General features: G+C 56.5%; 23 protein-coding genes. All 23 read left to right on the top strand.

The genetic code is table 11. The features are described 5' to 3' along the window. Nucleotides 1-18 precede the first annotated feature (18 nt). The 23 genes from I2123_RS09995 (at nt 19) to I2123_RS09890 (ending at nt 15,885) form a co-directional block, all read left to right on the top strand. Complete coding sequence (locus I2123_RS09995; protein WP_047609579.1) at nt 19-489, top strand: head completion/stabilization protein; 471 nt, start codon at nt 19-21, stop codon at nt 487-489. After that, complete coding sequence (locus tag I2123_RS09990) at nt 489-692, top strand: tail protein X (protein WP_113876574.1); 204 nt, start codon at nt 489-491, stop codon at nt 690-692. The genes I2123_RS09995 and I2123_RS09990 overlap by 1 nt, the downstream gene beginning before the upstream one ends. Before the next feature lie 5 nt (nt 693-697). Further along, on the top strand, nt 698-907 hold the full coding sequence (locus tag I2123_RS09985; protein ID WP_047609759.1) for a phage holin: 210 nt from the start codon (nt 698-700) through the stop codon (nt 905-907). After that, the gene (locus I2123_RS09980) at nt 888-1,397 is read left to right on the top strand and encodes a lysozyme (RefSeq protein ID WP_213052337.1); all 510 of its coding nucleotides are present in this window, start codon (nt 888-890) and stop codon (nt 1,395-1,397) included. Before I2123_RS09985 ends, I2123_RS09980 begins: the two co-directional genes overlap by 20 nt. After that, nucleotides 1,397-1,822, top strand: coding sequence for an Rz-like lysis system protein LysB (lysB, locus tag I2123_RS25450; protein ID WP_120161727.1), 426 nt, complete (start codon nt 1,397-1,399; stop codon nt 1,820-1,822). The genes I2123_RS09980 and lysB overlap by 1 nt, the downstream gene beginning before the upstream one ends. Then, entirely contained in the window at nt 1,716-1,955 is a 240-nt protein-coding gene (lysC, locus tag I2123_RS09975; RefSeq protein WP_244879903.1) for an Rz1-like lysis system protein LysC, read from the top strand. Before lysB ends, lysC begins: the two co-directional genes overlap by 107 nt. Next, nucleotides 1,918-2,385, top strand: a complete 468-nt coding sequence (locus I2123_RS09970; protein WP_213052335.1) for a phage tail protein — start codon at nt 1,918-1,920, stop codon at nt 2,383-2,385. Before lysC ends, I2123_RS09970 begins: the two co-directional genes overlap by 38 nt. After that, nucleotides 2,378-2,827: a phage virion morphogenesis protein gene (locus tag I2123_RS09965; RefSeq protein WP_213052334.1), complete on the top strand. Its 450-nt coding sequence runs from the start codon at nt 2,378-2,380 to the stop codon at nt 2,825-2,827. Before I2123_RS09970 ends, I2123_RS09965 begins: the two co-directional genes overlap by 8 nt. A 324-nt stretch (nt 2,828-3,151) precedes the next feature. Then, complete coding sequence (locus I2123_RS09960) at nt 3,152-3,802, top strand: hypothetical protein (protein ID WP_213052333.1); 651 nt, start codon at nt 3,152-3,154, stop codon at nt 3,800-3,802. A gap of 237 nt (nt 3,803-4,039) precedes the next feature. Then, complete coding sequence (locus tag I2123_RS09955; RefSeq protein ID WP_213052332.1) at nt 4,040-4,681, top strand: phage baseplate assembly protein V; 642 nt, start codon at nt 4,040-4,042, stop codon at nt 4,679-4,681. After that, nucleotides 4,678-5,028 carry a GPW/gp25 family protein gene (locus tag I2123_RS09950; protein WP_213052331.1) on the top strand — a complete coding sequence of 117 codons (351 nt, stop codon included), beginning with the start codon at nt 4,678-4,680 and terminating at the stop codon, nt 5,026-5,028. The genes I2123_RS09955 and I2123_RS09950 overlap by 4 nt, the downstream gene beginning before the upstream one ends. Before the next feature lie 3 nt (nt 5,029-5,031). Continuing rightward, nucleotides 5,032-5,940, top strand: coding sequence for a baseplate assembly protein (locus I2123_RS09945; protein ID WP_213052330.1), 909 nt, complete (start codon nt 5,032-5,034; stop codon nt 5,938-5,940). Next, nucleotides 5,933-6,460 carry a phage tail protein I gene (locus I2123_RS09940; protein ID WP_213052329.1) on the top strand — a complete coding sequence of 176 codons (528 nt, stop codon included), beginning with the start codon at nt 5,933-5,935 and terminating at the stop codon, nt 6,458-6,460. The genes I2123_RS09945 and I2123_RS09940 overlap by 8 nt, the downstream gene beginning before the upstream one ends. A gap of 9 nt (nt 6,461-6,469) precedes the next feature. Further along, nucleotides 6,470-8,521 carry a phage tail-collar fiber domain-containing protein gene (locus I2123_RS09935; protein WP_213052328.1) on the top strand — a complete coding sequence of 684 codons (2,052 nt, stop codon included), beginning with the start codon at nt 6,470-6,472 and terminating at the stop codon, nt 8,519-8,521. Nucleotide 8,522: 1 nt separating this feature from the next. After that, the gene (locus tag I2123_RS09930; RefSeq protein WP_213052327.1) at nt 8,523-9,041 is read left to right on the top strand and encodes a tail fiber assembly protein; all 519 of its coding nucleotides are present in this window, start codon (nt 8,523-8,525) and stop codon (nt 9,039-9,041) included. Between the two features lie 105 nt (nt 9,042-9,146). Further along, the gene (locus tag I2123_RS09925) at nt 9,147-9,287 is read left to right on the top strand and encodes a hypothetical protein (RefSeq protein ID WP_213052326.1); all 141 of its coding nucleotides are present in this window, start codon (nt 9,147-9,149) and stop codon (nt 9,285-9,287) included. Between the two features lie 161 nt (nt 9,288-9,448). Next, nucleotides 9,449-10,618, top strand: a complete 1,170-nt coding sequence (locus I2123_RS09920; protein ID WP_213052325.1) for a phage tail sheath protein — start codon at nt 9,449-9,451, stop codon at nt 10,616-10,618. 13 nt (nt 10,619-10,631) lie between these two features. Then, nucleotides 10,632-11,141: a phage major tail tube protein gene (locus tag I2123_RS09915; RefSeq protein WP_213052324.1), complete on the top strand. Its 510-nt coding sequence runs from the start codon at nt 10,632-10,634 to the stop codon at nt 11,139-11,141. Nucleotides 11,142-11,199: 58 nt separating this feature from the next. Further along, nucleotides 11,200-11,499, top strand: a complete 300-nt coding sequence (locus I2123_RS09910; protein WP_181955516.1) for a phage tail assembly protein — start codon at nt 11,200-11,202, stop codon at nt 11,497-11,499. Nucleotides 11,500-11,531: 32 nt separating this feature from the next. Further along, nucleotides 11,532-11,651 carry a GpE family phage tail protein gene (locus tag I2123_RS09905; RefSeq protein WP_120506653.1) on the top strand — a complete coding sequence of 40 codons (120 nt, stop codon included), beginning with the start codon at nt 11,532-11,534 and terminating at the stop codon, nt 11,649-11,651. Continuing rightward, on the top strand, nt 11,644-14,238 hold the full coding sequence (locus tag I2123_RS09900) for a phage tail tape measure protein (RefSeq protein ID WP_213052323.1): 2,595 nt from the start codon (nt 11,644-11,646) through the stop codon (nt 14,236-14,238). The genes I2123_RS09905 and I2123_RS09900 overlap by 8 nt, the downstream gene beginning before the upstream one ends. Before the next feature lie 10 nt (nt 14,239-14,248). Then, nucleotides 14,249-14,734: a phage tail protein gene (locus tag I2123_RS09895; RefSeq protein ID WP_112168783.1), complete on the top strand. Its 486-nt coding sequence runs from the start codon at nt 14,249-14,251 to the stop codon at nt 14,732-14,734. Next, nucleotides 14,731-15,885 (top strand): phage late control D family protein, encoded by a 1,155-nt coding sequence (locus I2123_RS09890; RefSeq protein WP_213052322.1) that lies wholly within the window; start codon nt 14,731-14,733, stop codon nt 15,883-15,885. Before I2123_RS09895 ends, I2123_RS09890 begins: the two co-directional genes overlap by 4 nt. Nucleotides 15,886-15,890 lie beyond the last annotated feature (5 nt).

Here is a 15,890-nt window from a genome sequence, read left to right as displayed (position 1 = left end):
CCCTATTCAGAGGTCACTATGTCTCTTGTTGTACCTGCACCAAAGCCGGACGCCGCGACGGAACCCGCGATTAAAAACACGCACTTCTGGCCGGATATCAATCCGGTGGAGTTACGCGACACGCTGCGCCTGGAAGGAACAGTGACCGCCAAACGGCTGCGCGCCGTGATTAAGTACGCGCTGACCGAAGTGAACGCTGAGCTTTACAACTACCGCGTCGCACAGCTGGCACAGGGATACAAAACTCTCGCTGATGTGCCGGCTGACCAGATTGATGACGAAAGTATCAAAGTCTGTGCCTACCTGCGGGCGGTTTCATCCATTACGGCAGCCATTCTTGCGGAACGATATCCGAACAGTGATACCACCGATGCTGGCAGTAAAAAGGCGGAGATTGTCGAAAGTACGGTTGATGAACTGTGGCGTGATGGCCGCAATGCGATCAGCGATGTTGCTGGCGTGTCGCACTGTGTGATCGGGCTGCTCTGATGAAAGTCTATGCCGAACAGGGCGACACCGTGGATTCGCTCTGCTGGCGTTACTACGGGCGCACCGAATCGGTGATGGAACAGGTTTACGCGGCTAACGTTGGCTTAGCCGCTCGCGGGGCAATTTTGCCCCATGGCTACGCGGTAGAGCTGCCGGATATTACTCAGGCCGCAGTCAGCGAAACCGTCTCACTTTGGGACTGATGACCATGGAGCGCATCACCTCGTTTATTTGTTATTGCGTCGCGGCCTTTCTTGCGTGGCTCGGCGCAATGTCGCCGCAGGATATTGCCTTTTTAGTCGGTGCCGCCGTCGGCGTCGCGACCTTCCTGGTGAACTGGTACTACCGGCGCAAAACTTACCGCCTGCTGAAAGCTATGGGCGTCAGAGGAGACATAAATGCAGCCATCAATCGTTAGACGCTGCACCGTCGCCGCAGTACTTGCGATTGCCGCGCTGCTGCCGCAAACGCCGACGTTGAAAACCTCCGCCGCCGGTCTGGCACTGATTGCCGATGCCGAAGGCTGCCGCCTGTCCGCCTATCAGTGCAGCGCGGGCGTCTGGACAAACGGCATCGGGCACACCGCAGGTGTGAAGCCGCAGACCCAAATCAGCGAACGTCAGGCCGCCGTGAATCTGGTGGAAGATGTGATGCGGGTGGAGAAAGGCATTGCGCGCTGTATGCCGGTTGCCATGCCGCAGCCGGTGTATGACGCCGTGGTGTCCTTTGCGTTTAACGTCGGCGTGACGGCGGCGTGTAAATCCACCCTGGCGTTTTTCATCAACAAGGGGGAATGGCGAAAAGCCTGCGAACAGCTGCCGCGCTGGGTGTTTGTGAACGGCGTGCGCGTCACCGGCCTGGAACGCCGCCGCGCGAATGAGCTGGCCTACTGCCTGCGGGGTGTCTGATGCGGTTGATGATTGTTTTACTGCTGAGTGCCTGCGCACTGGCGGGGCTGCAAACCTGGCGTATCGGCGGCCTGACTGATAAGTCAGACCAGGCGCAGCGTATTATCGGCACGCTGTCCGCCGGTATTGAAAGCCGCGACAACGCTATTCACCGCCTGAATGAAAACGCCGTGACGCGGGAACGCCAGGAACAAAGCCTGCGTGCGCAGCTCACGCAGGCCGGTCAGCGGGCGCGGGATCGGGAATACACAATTCAAAGGTTACTCAATGAAAATCAGGAAATGCGTGATTGGTATAGCGCTCGCCTGCCTGACGGCATTGGCCGGATGCACGCCCGTCCCGCCTTTGCCAGCGCCGCAGATTATTTACGTTGGCTGTCCGGCGGTGACGAGCTGCCCGATACCGGCAAGCTCACCCGTCACTAACGGCGATTTAAGCAGTGATGTCAGAAACCTGGAGGCCGCGCTGACAGCCTGCGGCCTCCAGGTGGAAGCGGTCAAACAATGCCAGGAGGAACACCGTGTTAAAACCCGCACAGCTACGAAAAGCCTTAACTGACGCCGTGCCGGTGCTGCAAACCAGCCCTGACCAGCTGCGGATGTTTGTGGATAACGGGCGCATCGTTACCACGTTAGCCAGTTCGCTGTCGTTTGAATATCAGTATCAGGTCGAACTGTTGATCACCGACTTTACCCAGGACAGCGATCTGATCGTGGTGCCCATTCTGGCCTGGCTGCGTGAGCATCAGCCGGACATCATGGCGACGCCGGAAAAGCAACAAACCGGCTTTAAATTCACCGCCGATATGCTCAACGATGGCGGTTATGACATCGCTATCCATGTACAGCTTACCGAGCGCGTGATTGTGAAACAGATTGATGCCGGTCTGCACGTGGAGCATTTTCCTGAGCCGCCGCTGCCGGAGCCGGTGGAAAGGCCGCGTGAACTGTATCTGCACGGCGAGTTAGTGAGCCAATGGAATGAGTGAGCTGACCGCGTTTGATACCCGCCTGGCGGGGCTAATTGCCGCCCTGTCACCCCAAAGTCGGAAGGCGGTGGCGGCGACCATTGCAAAGCAGCTGCGTAAACATCAGCAGCAGCGCATCAAGCGGCAGGTTACGCCGGAAGGGCAGCCGTTCACCCCGCGACGCCCGCAGCCGTTGCGGGCAAAGAAAGGCCGCATTAAACGGGAGATGTTCGCCAAACTGCGCACGGTTAAATACATGAAGGCCAAAGGTACGGACAGGGACGCGGTGGTGGAATTCACCGGGCAGGTTCAGCGTATGGCGAAGGTGCATCAGTACGGGCTGCGGGATCGCCCGTCTGTCCGTGCAAAAGAAATGCATTATCCGGCGCGTCCGCTGTTAGGTTTGGATGCTAAGGCCTTAAATATCATTAAATTAGAGCTATTGAATATTCTCACTTTATGAGTACTTTCTTCTGAACACTTAATCCATTGCTCCATGATTACTTACGTGTATTGATCCACCTAAACTCTAACAATGATAATTTTGAAAATACCTTTCACCGTTAACTATTTAAATTGTAATAGTTAACAGTGAAAGGTTAATTATTTATAATTTATCATTTGTAATTAAATATGAAATGGTGTAAAAAATATAATTCATGAAACATTTTAAAACATCATGAATAACTAATAGCCTCTTTATTTTTCCCAAAGTTAAAACCATTGGTTTTGGGTTTTTAATAATGAAACCTCAGACTCAAGAACTATCTTATATGGAAATTTTAATATGAAATCACGATCACTACTCACAACGCCAGATTTAATCGCTAGAAACTATACTGTTACAAGCATAGGTGGCGGCAGGTTTAATCACAGCTTTTCACCATCAACGACGAATACTATATATGAGTTTGAAGCCAACGCTGGGAATTATATCGTTGAAGGGGAGAGATATAATATTGGTTATGAAGTCATTGATGGTAAAAATATCGTTGATACTGACTGTATATCAAAAACATCTGTAATAAATAAATATTTAAGTTATGCAGTGGCTCAACATGAAGCTCTAAATAATCATGATATAAACAAAGATAAAAACGACACTAGAGTTATTCATACAGCCCAAGGAGGTTATTACTGGGGTAAAAAATATGCTTGGCGTGAGTTCGGGATGTGCCTACCAAAGGAAGTCTTTCACGAATATCTAAATTTTATAGGACACCCAACGGTTGTATGTCAAACAGTAACTCCAGGTTATCCTGTAGGCGATGATTCTATTGCATATTTAGAAACTGGCTTAGAAAAAGCAATAGAAGACCTTATTGACACGGCTGTAATAGTTAGAGATGGCCCATATTTTCGCTCACCACTTTACAATCCAACGCCTACGAAGAAATTCTCCATTAAAGGAATTGATGCAATAACTGATAAGAAATAGAAGTGTGAGTAGATTTTGAGCGAGGGCTTAATTCCCCCCGCTCAAATGGTTTTTATTGTATCTGAGAAAAATATATTTAGACATCTCAACATTCCTCCAAATAATTCATAGTTTTCCACACGCCAAATAAAACACAACCTCTTACATCTCCCTTTATCAGATTGGATCCGTTGTGCCATCTCGGACACAATCTCAGTCAATTGCCTGATTAACTGATTAACCGGCATCCTTTCCAGCATGAATACATCCATCCCCAACAACGACATTCCGCGCCTGCTGCGCAATCTGATCCGCATTGGCACCGTTGCCGAGGTGGATTTAGTTGCGGGCACCTGTCGCGTGAACACCGGCGGCAACGTCACCGACTGGCTGCATTGGCTGACCTCCCGCGCGGGGCGTTCCCGTTCCTGGTGGGCACCGTCCGCCGGTGAACAGGTTCTGCTGTTCTGCCTGGGCGGCGAGCTGGACACCGCCTTTGTGATGCCCGGCATTTTCTCTGATGAATTTCCCGCCCCGTCCGCCTCGGCGGATGCCGTACACGTTACTTTCCCTGACGGCGCGGTGATCGAGTACGAACCCAAAACCGGCGCGCTGCTGGCAACCGGCATTAAATCAGCCACGGTGAACGCTGCCGATAAGGTGGCTGTCACCGCCCCACTAATCACCTGCACGGCGACAACCCGCATCACGCTCGACACGCCGGAGGTGGTCTGCACTAACAAACTCACCACCGCCACCATAGAGATAAAAAAGGGCGGCACCATGACCGGCAACCTCACCCATTCAGGCGGCAGCATCACGTCAAACGGCATCGTTGTTCACACCCATAAACATAGCGGCGTCCAGACGGGCGGCGGCAAAACGCAGGCTCCCTCATGAGTAACGCAAAATATATCGGCATGGCTCACGATTCAGGGTGCGGCGTCGAAGACCTTGCGCACATCCAGCAGTCGGTCAGCGATATTCTGCGCACGCCCGTCGGTTCCCGCGTCATGCGCCGCGACTATGGTTCTCTGCTGTCTGAGCTGACTGACCGCCCGCAGAACGCGGCGCTGCGGCTGCAAATTATGGCGGCGTGCTACAGCGCGATCCTGAAATGGGAACCGCGCGTCAGCCTGACCGGCATCACCTTTGAAACCACCTACGACGGCAAAGCCGTGGTTGAACTCACCGGCACCCGCAAAGACACCTCTGCCGCCATTTCCTTAACCCTTCCAGTGAGCTGACTTATGGCAACGATTGATCTCAGCCAGTTACCCGCCCCCGACGTGGTGGAGGTGCTGGATTATGAAATTCTGCTGGCGGAGCGTAAAGCCACGCTGGCATCGCTTTACCCCGAAGACCAGCAGGCCGCCATCGCCCGCACGCTGACGCTGGAGTCTGAGCCGATTGTGAAGCTGCTGGAGGAGAATGCCTACCGCGAAGTGATCCTGCGTCAGCGGGTTAACGAGGCGGCGCAGGCCGTCATGCTGGCCTACGCCACCGGCGCAGACCTGGATAACATCGCGGCGACGTTCAGCGTGGAACGCCTGACCATCACGCCTGCGGATACCGCCAGCGTGCCCGCCGTGGCGGCTGTGATGGAAAGCGACGCCGATTTTCGTATCCGCGCACAGCAGGCGTTTGAAGGGCTGAGTGTGGCCGGTCCGGTCGGCGCGTATGAGTATCACGGGCGCTCTGCCGACGGGCGCGTGGCGGACATTTCGGTGGTAAGTCCCTCGCCCGCCTGCGTGACGATTTCCGTACTGGCACAGACCGGCAACGGCACAGCTCCCGCCGACCTTCTGGCGAAAGTACAGGCCGCGCTCAACGATGAAAACGTGCGCCCCGTGGCCGACCGCGTGACCGTCCAGTCCGCAACCGTCGTGAATTACACCATTGATGCCGTGCTGTACCTGTTCCCTGGTCCCGAAGCCGAACCCATCCGCGAAGCCGCCGAAGCGAAGCTTATCGCCTACACCACCGCGCAGCACCGGCTAGGCCGCGACATCCGGCTGTCGGCTATATACGCCGCGCTGCACGTTGAGGGCGTCCAGCGGGTGGAGCTGAAAAGCCCGAAGGCCGACATCGAGCTGGATAAAACCCAGGCGTCATTCTGCACCGCCTACACCTTAAAAGTGGGTGGCTACGATGAGTGATCGCCTGCTGCCCGTCGGTTCATCCGCGCTGGAGGTGGCCGCCGCCGACGCCTGCGCCGCGCTTGAAAACGTGCCGGTGCCGCTGCGGCAGCTCTGGGATCCGCTGGCCTGTCCGGTGAAGTTCTTGCCCTATCTGGCCTGGGCGCTGTCGGTTGACCGCTGGGATGAAAACTGGCCGGTTGCCACTAAGCGGCGCGTAATTCAGTCGGCCTGGTTCATTCACTGCCATAAGGGAACCATTGGTGCTATTCGCCGCGTGGTGGAGCCGCTCGGCTACCTGATTAACGTGACCGAGTGGTGGGAAACCAACGACGAACCAGGAACGTTTCGCCTGGATATCGGCGTGCTGGAAACCGGCATCACCGAAGAAATGTATTTAGAGATGGAGCGGCTGATAGCCGACGCCAAACCCGCAAGCCGTCATCTGATCGGGCTGACCATTACCCAGGATATTAAAGGCGACGTTTACATTGGCGCAGCGCAGTACGTCGGCGAGCTGCTGACCGTTTACCCCGCATAAGAGGACGATATGAGCACATTTAAATCCGTTGTCACCACGCTCGGCCAGGCGCGCATCGCGGCGGCCATTGCGGCGGGGACTGACATCAACATCACGCAGCTGGCCGTCGGCGACGGCGACGGCAAGCCAACAACGCCTGTTGCCTCACAGACCAAACTGGTGAAAGAGGTCTACCGCACGCCGCTCAACTCATTGAAGCTTGATCCGTCGCACGGAAACTGGGTGATTGCCGAAGCTGTGCTCTCTGCCAGCGTCGGCGGCTTCTGGATGCGCGAAATGGGGCTGTTCAGCAGCGACGGCGCGCTGATTGCCGTCTGCAACATGGCCGACACCTATAAACCGACGCTGGCGGAAGGTTCAGGCCGCACGCAGACGTTGCGTATGGTCATTGCGGTCAGCAATACCGAAGCGATCAGCCTGCTGATCGACGACTCGGTGATTATGGCAACGGAACAGTATGTGAATGACCTGCTGGCCGCGCATGAGAAATCGCGCAATCATCCAGACGGCACCACGACGGCAAAGGGGTTTGTCCAGCTGAGCAGCCTGGTCAGCAGTACCAGCGAAGCACTGGCTGCCACACCAAAAGCAGTGAAGGCCGCCAACGACAACGCCAACGGGCGACTGCCTTCCGGCGGGACTGCGGTCGCTGCAACTAAGCTTGCAACCGCTCGGAAGATTGCAGGTTTGGCGTTCGATGGCACTAAAGACATCAATATTACCTCCACTGATGTGGGCGCTTTAGCACCGGGTGATTTTGGGGTCGGCAGTTACGGAAAAAGCGTCCAGGATGCAAACGCCATCGATGCTAATGGTTTTTATCTGCTCCCTAAAGGAGCCGATAACGCCCCCGTGGCGGGGACGCATGCCGAAGTTATTCATGCTGGATATGATAATAATTCAGCGAAGCAAATCGCCTGGCGTGCAGGCGGTAGCTCCGTTAGCAGGATGTATCATCGCGCAAAAAGTGCCGGAAAGTGGGGTGAATATACCGGCGTTTATGATGAGTCCAACAAGCCCACTGCCGAAGACGTGGGGGCGCTCCCTTCCGGTGGTACAGCGGCAGCGGCAACAAAATTAGCCACTGCCAGAAAGATTGCCGGAGTGGCATTTGATGGCACAAAGGACATCAGCCTCACCGCCGCTAATGTTGGCGCTGTCCAGCAAGGTGGCGGAACCGGAATGTCGAGCAACACGATCCGTATTGGATGGAGCGGCAAAAAGTTATTGGCTCAAGTGGATAGCATCCAAATGGGAGAGCTTTACTACACCAATAACCCACCCAGTGCCGACGCCGTAGGCGCATTACCTGCTGAAGGAACGGCTGCTGCTGCGACAAAGCTCGCGGAGTCACGCAAGATTGCCGGGGTGGCATTTGATGGCACAAAAGATATCAGTATCAGCGCAGGAAACGTCGGCGCACTGTCATCGGGCGGCACTGCCGTAGCAGCGACTAAACTCGCCACCGCCCGCAAAATTGCCGGTGTGGCCTTTGACGGTACAAAAGACATCACTCTCTCCAACTCGAGTGTCGGGCTTGGGAATGTTGGGAATCATGCCAGCGTTCAGCAAGGCGGCGGTGTCGGTATGGGTACGAATAAAATCTATATCGGCTGGACGGGTGCGAAGGTAAAAATTCAGGTAGACGCCTCTGATATGGGGGAGGTTTACACAACGCAGAACAAACCGCCTTTTGTTGACGCTTATTCTAAGACTGAAAGTAATGCGCATTATATTGCGCGTGATAGCGTCAAAACTGCCGGATTTGCGAGCGGAAACGTGGCCAATCCCTATATGCGGCATGAGGCAAGTGACGCTGTGGTTTATCTTGCGGATCGCAACTGGTCAGACTCTCGCTTTGTTTATGACGTGCAGCGCGGTAGTCAAGCGCTGGAGAATGCGGGCTGGACTGCTCAGCAGGTATGGGAAGCGCCGACGGGTTGTTTCATGACGGGGTTAAACATCCGAACGGATTTAGGCGACTGCCGAATGATGGGCAAATACTACCGCGCGTTAATGATTAGATCGGCCAGTGGAAGCTGGCGACAGGTGGGTAACTAAGATGATCACATTCAAAAATATCACAATCTCTAAGCAGGTTTTAGAAGAGGGCATCCCCCTTCCCGTGCTTTATTTTGAAGATGAAACGGGTCAGGACTGGTACAAACTGCGAGATGAAAAATGGCAGGGTGAAAGCTGTTTCATTGCCGTTGGTGCAGACGGATTTATTTCTACCTGGGCGGATAACCCGAACTTTCTCACTTTATCGGAAGGCGTGAGCATTTACGAAATCAGCCCGGAAGCGTTGCCCGAAGATGTCAGCGATCACCCTTACCGCTATGAGAACGGCGAGTTCATGAAATTTGTGCAACCAGCGATTGAGGTTGCAGCACTGCAAAAAAGCACGTTGCTCAGTCAGGCCGCCGCCGCCATTGCTCCGCTACAGGATGCGGTTGATGTTGACGATGCCACCGACGATGAACTGGCAAGCCTGAAAGCCTGGAAGCAATACCGCGTTGCACTAAACCGGCTGGATTTAGCCGCTGCGCCGGATATCGACTGGCCTGCTGTACCTGAGTAAATTGATCGCTGAAAACGATCAATTACGGATAATTGATCAGTAGTAACTATTTGAACATGTCCCGCATATGTCTAAGGATATCCCCAGACTTTTTAGGAGGATGAAATGGAATTAAACCAGGAAGAAGCCGAGATGGTTGCGGGATTTATCGCGGCGAACTGGGCGGCATTTTCACAAGCCGCTGAGGGCGTAATGTCCGTTTGCGCTCTGCACCGGCTGGCTGAAAAATTGGGGTTGGAGAATTAACTCCCCCCGCTTTTCAAATCTATTGACCACTGCCCCCTCGAGGGGCTTTTTTGTATCTGGTCTTCACCACGTTGTGCCATTCCCCACACACCCCGCCCGCCGTGCCTGCGCGTACACAACACGCGATGATTGACCTCACCCCAATCACAGGAAAAAACACCATGGCTGATTATCATCACGGCGTGCGCGTTGTTGAAATCAACGACGGCACCCGCGTTATCTCCACCGTTTCCACCGCCATCATCGGGATGGTCTGCACCGCAGAAGATGCGGACGCCGACGCGTTCCCGCTCGATACGCCGGTGCTCATTACCAACGTACTGACCGCCGCCGGTAAGGCTGGAAAAACCGGCACGCTGCGTTCATCCCTGATGGCAATCGCCAACCAGGCGAAACCCGTCGTCGTTGTCGTGCGCGTTGCCGAATGTGACACCGAGGCGGAAACCACCTCCAACATCATCGGCGGCACCGACGCCACCGGCATGTATACCGGCATGAAAGCCCTGCTGTCTGCCCAAACCGAACTCGGCGTGAAGCCGCGCATCCTCGGCGTGCCTGGTCTGGATAATCTGGACGTCGCGACGGCGCTCGGTGCCGTCTGTCAGCAGCTGCGCGCCTTCGGTTACGTCAGCGCCTACGGCTGCAAGACCGTGTCCGATGCCATCAAGTACCGCGAGAATTTCAGCCAGCGTGAGCTGATGGTTGTCTGGCCGGATTTCGTCGCCTGGAACACTACCACGAACGCCAGCGACATCGCGCCCGCCACCGCCTATGCCCTCGGCCTGCGTGCCAAAATCGACACCGAAACCGGCTGGCATAAAACCCTGTCAAACGTCGGCATCAACGGCGTCACTGGCCTCTCAGCCAGCGTCTACTGGGATTTGCAGACCACCGGCACCGACGCCGACCTACTGAACCAGGCGTGCGTCACTACCCTTATCCGCAAAGGCGGCTTTAAATTCTGGGGGCAGCGCACCTGCTCTGACGATCCGCTGTTCCTGTTTGAGAACTACACCCGCACCGCGCAGGTGCTGGCGGACACCATGGCGGAGGGGCATCTATGGGCATCAGACAAACCCGTCACCCCGACGCTTATCAAAGACATGATCGCGGGCATTAACGCCAAACTGCGCGAAATGAAAACCGCCGGTCTGATCATCGACGGTAACTGCTGGTATGACCCCGAAGCCAACACCGTCGAAACCCTGAAAGCGGGCAAGCTGTTCATTGATTACGACTATACGCCGGTGCCGCCGCTGGAAGATTTAACCCTGCGTCAGCGCATCACCGATCAGTACCTGGCGACGTTCGCCACGTCCGTTAACAGCTAAGAGGCGCTAAACCATGGCACTGCCTAAAAAACTGAAATACCTGAACCTGTTTAACGACGGGAACAGCTACCTCGGCATGGTCAGCGCGCTGACGCTGCCAAAACTCACCCGCAAGCTGGAGAACTATCGCGGCGGCGGCATGACCGGTGCCGCGCCGATTGACTTCGGGCTGGACGATGACGCGCTGACCCTGGAATGGACGATGGGCGGGTTGGATACGCTGGTGCTCCAGCAGTGGGGGGCGGTTGACGCTACGCCGCTGCGCTTTGCCGGTTCCTTCCAGCAGGACGACACCGGCGAGACGCTCGCGGTGGAGGTCGTGATGCGCGGGCGTCACAAAGAGATTGATTTTGGCGAGTACAAACAGGGCGAAGACACCGAAACCAAAGTGTCCACCCAGTGCACCTATTTCAAACTGAGCATCAACGGGCAGGACGTGATCGAGGTGGACACCGTGAACATGGTGGAAATCGTCAACGGCACCGACCGCCTGGCGGAGCATCGCAAAAACATCGGCCTGTAACACCTGAGCGGCGCTGGTTCGCGGCGCTGCTATACCCCTTACGATTTAAGAGAATGTTATGAAACAGATTAATGAAGCCGCTATCGAAAACGAAAACGTCATTACCCTGGAAGAACCGATCACCCGTGGCGAGATGGTGATTAGCCAGGTTGAAATCATCAAGCCAAACGCCGGTCATCTGCGCGGCATCGGCCTTGCCTCCTTGTCGAATGCGGACGTTGACGCGCTGGTGACGGTGCTGCCGCGCATCACGCTACCGATCCTCACCAAACAGGAGTGCAACGCGCTTTGCCTGCCCGACCTGATCGCCCTGGCGAGCAAGGTGGTCGGTTTTTTATCGCCGAAATCGGAACAGTAAAACTGCCCGCCTCTTTGATAGTTGACGACCTGATGGCTGACATTGCGGCGGTGTTTCACTGGCAGCCCTCGGAACTCTTTGCGATGTCGCTGACCGAGATTATCGGCTGGCGGCGTCGCGCGTTACTGCGTAGCGGAGCCGAAAGTGAGTAATTTACGATTGCAGGTGCTGCTGAACGCCGTGGATCGGGCGTCGCGCCCTTTCCGCTCGGTGGAAAAAGCCAGTAAAGCACTCAGCGGAAACATCCGCAACACGCAGGACACCCTGAGAAATCTCAACGCGCAGGCGTCGCAAATCGACGGCTTTCGCAAGGCGAGCGCGCAGCTGGCCGTCACCCGTGCCAGCCTGAAAAAAGCCAAAGAGGAAGCCAGCCGGCTGTCGCAGGCGTTTGCCAATACCGCGAACCCGACGGCTAAGCAGACGCGGCTGATGGAGGCAGCGAAGCGCGCCGCAAGCGAGTTGCAGGCCAAAGAAAACAGTCTGCGCAACTCTGTGCAACGTCAGCGCGGCGCGCTGGAGTCGGCGGGGATTTCCACGCGGAACCTCGCCGCCGAGCAGCGCCGGTTACGAGCCAGCTCGCAGGAGGCGAACGCCACGCTTGCCCGTCAGCGGGAGGAGTTGGCACGGCTGAACCGGCAGCAGCAGCGGCGGGACAACAGCCGCAGGCGTTTTCAGGCAACCCAGCGCGCAGGCGACACTATCCGAAATAACGGCGCGGTAGCGATGGGCGTGGGCTCGGCGGCGCTGTATGCAGAGGGGAAATTTATCGCCCCAGGCATCACTTTTGATAAAGAGATGTCCGGCACACAGGCGATCCTCGGGCTGGATAAAACCGACAAAAAGCTGGCGGCTATCCGGCAGCAGGCGCGCGATATCGGCGGAAGTACGGCATTTTCTCCGATGGACGTTGCGCGCACGCAGGGCGTACTTGCCCGATCCGGCTATAACGCCGACTCCATTCTCAGCTCAACCGAATCCACGGTGAACCTGTCGCTGGCTTCGGGGATTGATATCGCCGACGCCGCCGACATCGTCACTAACATGCAGTCGGCGTTCAACATCCCGATGGATCAGATTAAGCGCGTCTCTGACGTGATGACCAAAGGGTTTACCAGCTCGAACACCAACCTGATTGAGCTGGGCGAGGCGATGAAATACGTGGCACCTATCGCCCAGGCAGCGGGTGCCAGTATCGAAGACACTACCGCGATGCTCGGCGTGCTGGCGGATAACGGCATCAAAGGCAGTATGGCGGGCACCGGTGCCAGCGCGATGTTTAGCCGGTTGCAGGCACCGACGGGGCAGTCACCGGCGGCGCTGAAGGAGCTGGGGATCAGCACGCGGGATAAGAAAGGCAACATGCTGCCTATTCAGAAAATCCTCACCGACATCAACGCCTCATTCAAAAGGAACAAGCTCGGGACGGCGCAGCAGGCCGAATACCTGAAAGTGATCTTCGGTGAAGAGGCGATGAAAGGCGCGGTGAAGCTGGTGGAGGCCGCAGGCAACGGCAGGCTGACCGAAAAGAAAACCGCGCTGGAAAACTCGCGGGGATCGGCGGCGTCGGTCGCGAAGGTGCAGACCGATAACCTCGACGGCGACCTGAAAAACATGCAGTCCGCGTTTGAGGATTTGCAGATCGAGACCTTTGATAAACAGGACTCCAGCCTGCGAAAGTTGACGCAATCCGCGACTGACTGGCTCGGCAGCGTGGGCAAATGGGTGAAAGCCAACCCGAAGCTGACCGGCACTATCGTTAAGTCAGCGCTGGCGGTGACGAGCCTGATTGTCGGCCTCGGCGTGCTGGGCGTGGTGGTCGGTCCGGTCGTGAAAGGTCTGGGCTATATCGGCATGGCACTGAAAGGCGTGGGCACCGCGCTGCTGTGGATGGGACGCGCCGCGATGGCAAACCCGCTGCTGGCCGTGGTCGCACTGATCGCGATGGCGGCGATTTATATCTGGGCGAACTGGAGCACGCTGGAGCCGAAGTTTAAAAAGATGTGGGACGCGATTGCCGCCTGGACGACCGAAGCCTGGGCAACCATCACCGACTGGCTGACCGGCACCTGGAACAGCATCGTTACCGGTGTGCAGGGATTATCAGATAAGTTCGCAGCGGTCTGGACGGGCATTAAAGACGGGGCAAAAGCGGGGTTTGCGGCCTATATCAATTTCCTCAAGTCTTTTGGGCAGAAGATTTTCGACGTGGTGAAAAGCCTGCCAGGCAAATTTAAAGAGGCGGGCAGCAATATGATCACCGCGCTGATGGACGGAATTGCCGCGAAGTGGCAGGCGCTGAAAGACAAGCTTTCCAGCATGACCGATTTCCTGCCGGACTGGATGAAATCGGACGGCGATAAAACCATTTCGGTGAGCGTCAGCAATAGCCTGCCGAAACCGGCGGAAGGGCTTTCTTCCCCTGCGCAGTTTTACGGCACCGGCGGCGAAGCTTACGGCTATGCGGGCATGTTCGATAAAGGCGGCGACATTGCCGCTGGTGAAGTCGGCATTGTCGGAGAGAACGGCGCGGAGCTGGTACGTGGTCCGGTGAGCGTCACGGGGCGTCGGGATACGGCGGCGCTGATGCGTAATCAGGCTCCTGCTGCCGCTCCTACCTTCAACATCTACGCTGCGTCCGGACAAAGTGCGAAGGACGTCGCCGCCGAGGCAATGCGTTTATTTGAAGATTACATGCGCCGCCAGCGTTCTGCGGCGCGCAGCTCAATGAATTACGGCTAAGGGGGTTTCTATGATGCTGGCTTTGGGGATGTTCGTGTTTATGCTGCAAACCCTGCCCTATCAGAGTTTGCAACGCTCGGCGGAATACCGCTGGCCGACCAATGACCGGATCGGCCTGCGCGCCGCGCCGCAGTTTCTCGGGCAAGGGGATGAAAAAATCACCCTGACCGGCACGCTGCTGCCGGAAATCACCGGCGGCAGGCTGAGCCTGGATGCGCTGCGCCTGATGGCCGATCAAGGCCGCGCCTGGTCGCTGATTGGCGGCAACGGTGCGATTTACGGGATGTTCGTGGTGGAAAGCCTCAGTGACGAGCATTCAGAGTTTTTCGCTAACGGTGCCGCCCGCAAAATTGAGTTTACGCTAAGCCTAAAGCGAGTGGACGAAAGCCTGACCGCCATGTTCGGCGATATCAAAACTCAGGCGGATGGCCTTCTGGATCAGGCGGGCGGCATTGCCAGCAATGCGCAGAAGTATGCAGGCGGGCTGATGTCATGATGTCCACGATCGCAATGGATAACGGCGCACAGATTGCGCCGGACTACATGGTTAAACTCGCCGGTTCAGATATCACCACGGATATCAGCAGGCGACTTATTTCGCTGTCGCTGACCGACAACCGCGGCTTTGAGGCTGACCAGCTCGACATCGAGCTGGACGACGCGGACGGGCTGATGCAGATGCCTCCGCGCGGCGCGGTGCTGAGCGTCTTTCTGGGCTGGAAAGGTCAGGCGCTGTTCCATAAGGGGGAGTTTACGGTGGACGAAGTGGAGCATCGGGGCGCGCCGGATACGCTGACGCTGCGCGCCCGCAGCGCCGACTATCGCAGCAGCCTGAATTCCCGCCGCGATAACTCCTATCACGACACAACGCTGGAGGCGATTGTCTCCGCCATCGCGGCGCGCAACAGTCTCCAGCCCGCCGTCGCCGAGTCGCTCAAAGGTGTGAAGGTTTCGCACATCGACCAGACGCAGGAAAACGACGCGGCTTTTATCACCCGTCTGGCCGAGCTGAACGGCGGGGTTGTCGCCATCAAGGCCGGTAAACTGATTTTTATTAAGCCAGGCTCAGCCCTCACCGCCAGTGGCAAGCCTATCCCGCAAATGACGCTGACCCGCAGCGATGGCGACGGGCATACGTTCAATATTGCTGACCGTGATGCTTACACCGGCGTATCAGCCACCTGGCTGCATACCAAAGAACCAAAGCCAAAAAAGGTAAAGGTACAGCGAAAGAAGAAAGAAAAGCACCTGCGCGCGTTGCAACATCCGGCGGCCAAAAAGACCACGGCGAAAGCACAAAAAGCGCCGGAGGCGAAAGAAGGCGAATATCTGGTAGGCAATGATGAAAACGTGTTTGTGCTGACGACGGTCTACGCCACGCAAAAGGCCGCGATGCGCGCAGCACAGGCCAAATGGGACAAGCTACAGCGCGGCGTCGCGCAGTTTTCTATCTCACTGGCTCGCGGACGTGCCGACCTGTTCCCCGAAACCCCGCTGGCGGTGTCAGGCTTTAAAGCAGTGATCGACGCGCAGCCATGGATAATCAGCAAGGTCACGCACAGACTGAACAGTGGCGGCTATACGACCGGGTTGGAACTGGAGGTGTTGTTGTCAGATGTGAGTTATGAGGCGACGGAAAACAACTGAGGCAT

It is taken from the genome of Rahnella inusitata, from assembly GCF_018288855.1.
Lineage (GTDB): Bacteria > Pseudomonadota > Gammaproteobacteria > Enterobacterales > Enterobacteriaceae > Rahnella > Rahnella inusitata.
The sequence above is the reverse complement of the archived record's forward strand: the minus strand, read 5'-3'. Positions and strand labels throughout refer to the sequence as shown.

Excerpts from the sequence above, each read along its gene's own strand:
- I2123_RS09950 (WP_213052331.1), top strand. The coding sequence starts at position 4,678 with ATGAGTAACGCAAAATATATCGGCATGGCTCACGATTCAGGGTGCGGC.
- I2123_RS09895 (WP_112168783.1), top strand. The coding sequence starts at position 14,249 with ATGATGCTGGCTTTGGGGATGTTCGTGTTTATGCTGCAAACCCTGCCC.
- I2123_RS09965 (WP_213052334.1), top strand. The coding sequence starts at position 2,378 with ATGAGTGAGCTGACCGCGTTTGATACCCGCCTGGCGGGGCTAATTGCC.
- I2123_RS09955 (WP_213052332.1), top strand. The coding sequence starts at position 4,040 with ATGAATACATCCATCCCCAACAACGACATTCCGCGCCTGCTGCGCAAT.
- I2123_RS09960 (WP_213052333.1), top strand. The coding sequence starts at position 3,152 with ATGAAATCACGATCACTACTCACAACGCCAGATTTAATCGCTAGAAAC.
- I2123_RS09915 (WP_213052324.1), top strand. The coding sequence starts at position 10,632 with ATGGCACTGCCTAAAAAACTGAAATACCTGAACCTGTTTAACGACGGG.
- I2123_RS09990 (WP_113876574.1), top strand. The coding sequence starts at position 489 with ATGAAAGTCTATGCCGAACAGGGCGACACCGTGGATTCGCTCTGCTGG.
- I2123_RS09920 (WP_213052325.1), top strand. The coding sequence starts at position 9,449 with ATGGCTGATTATCATCACGGCGTGCGCGTTGTTGAAATCAACGACGGC.
- I2123_RS09995 (WP_047609579.1), top strand. The coding sequence starts at position 19 with ATGTCTCTTGTTGTACCTGCACCAAAGCCGGACGCCGCGACGGAACCC.
- I2123_RS09940 (WP_213052329.1), top strand. The coding sequence starts at position 5,933 with ATGAGTGATCGCCTGCTGCCCGTCGGTTCATCCGCGCTGGAGGTGGCC.
- I2123_RS09925 (WP_213052326.1), top strand. The coding sequence starts at position 9,147 with ATGGAATTAAACCAGGAAGAAGCCGAGATGGTTGCGGGATTTATCGCG.
- I2123_RS09985 (WP_047609759.1), top strand. The coding sequence starts at position 698 with ATGGAGCGCATCACCTCGTTTATTTGTTATTGCGTCGCGGCCTTTCTT.
- I2123_RS09910 (WP_181955516.1), top strand. The coding sequence starts at position 11,200 with ATGAAACAGATTAATGAAGCCGCTATCGAAAACGAAAACGTCATTACC.
- I2123_RS09945 (WP_213052330.1), top strand. The coding sequence starts at position 5,032 with ATGGCAACGATTGATCTCAGCCAGTTACCCGCCCCCGACGTGGTGGAG.
- lysB (WP_120161727.1), top strand. The coding sequence starts at position 1,397 with ATGCGGTTGATGATTGTTTTACTGCTGAGTGCCTGCGCACTGGCGGGG.
- I2123_RS09890 (WP_213052322.1), top strand. The coding sequence starts at position 14,731 with ATGATGTCCACGATCGCAATGGATAACGGCGCACAGATTGCGCCGGAC.
- I2123_RS09935 (WP_213052328.1), top strand. The coding sequence starts at position 6,470 with ATGAGCACATTTAAATCCGTTGTCACCACGCTCGGCCAGGCGCGCATC.
- I2123_RS09930 (WP_213052327.1), top strand. The coding sequence starts at position 8,523 with ATGATCACATTCAAAAATATCACAATCTCTAAGCAGGTTTTAGAAGAG.
- I2123_RS09905 (WP_120506653.1), top strand. The coding sequence starts at position 11,532 with ATGGCTGACATTGCGGCGGTGTTTCACTGGCAGCCCTCGGAACTCTTT.
- I2123_RS09980 (WP_213052337.1), top strand. The coding sequence starts at position 888 with ATGCAGCCATCAATCGTTAGACGCTGCACCGTCGCCGCAGTACTTGCG.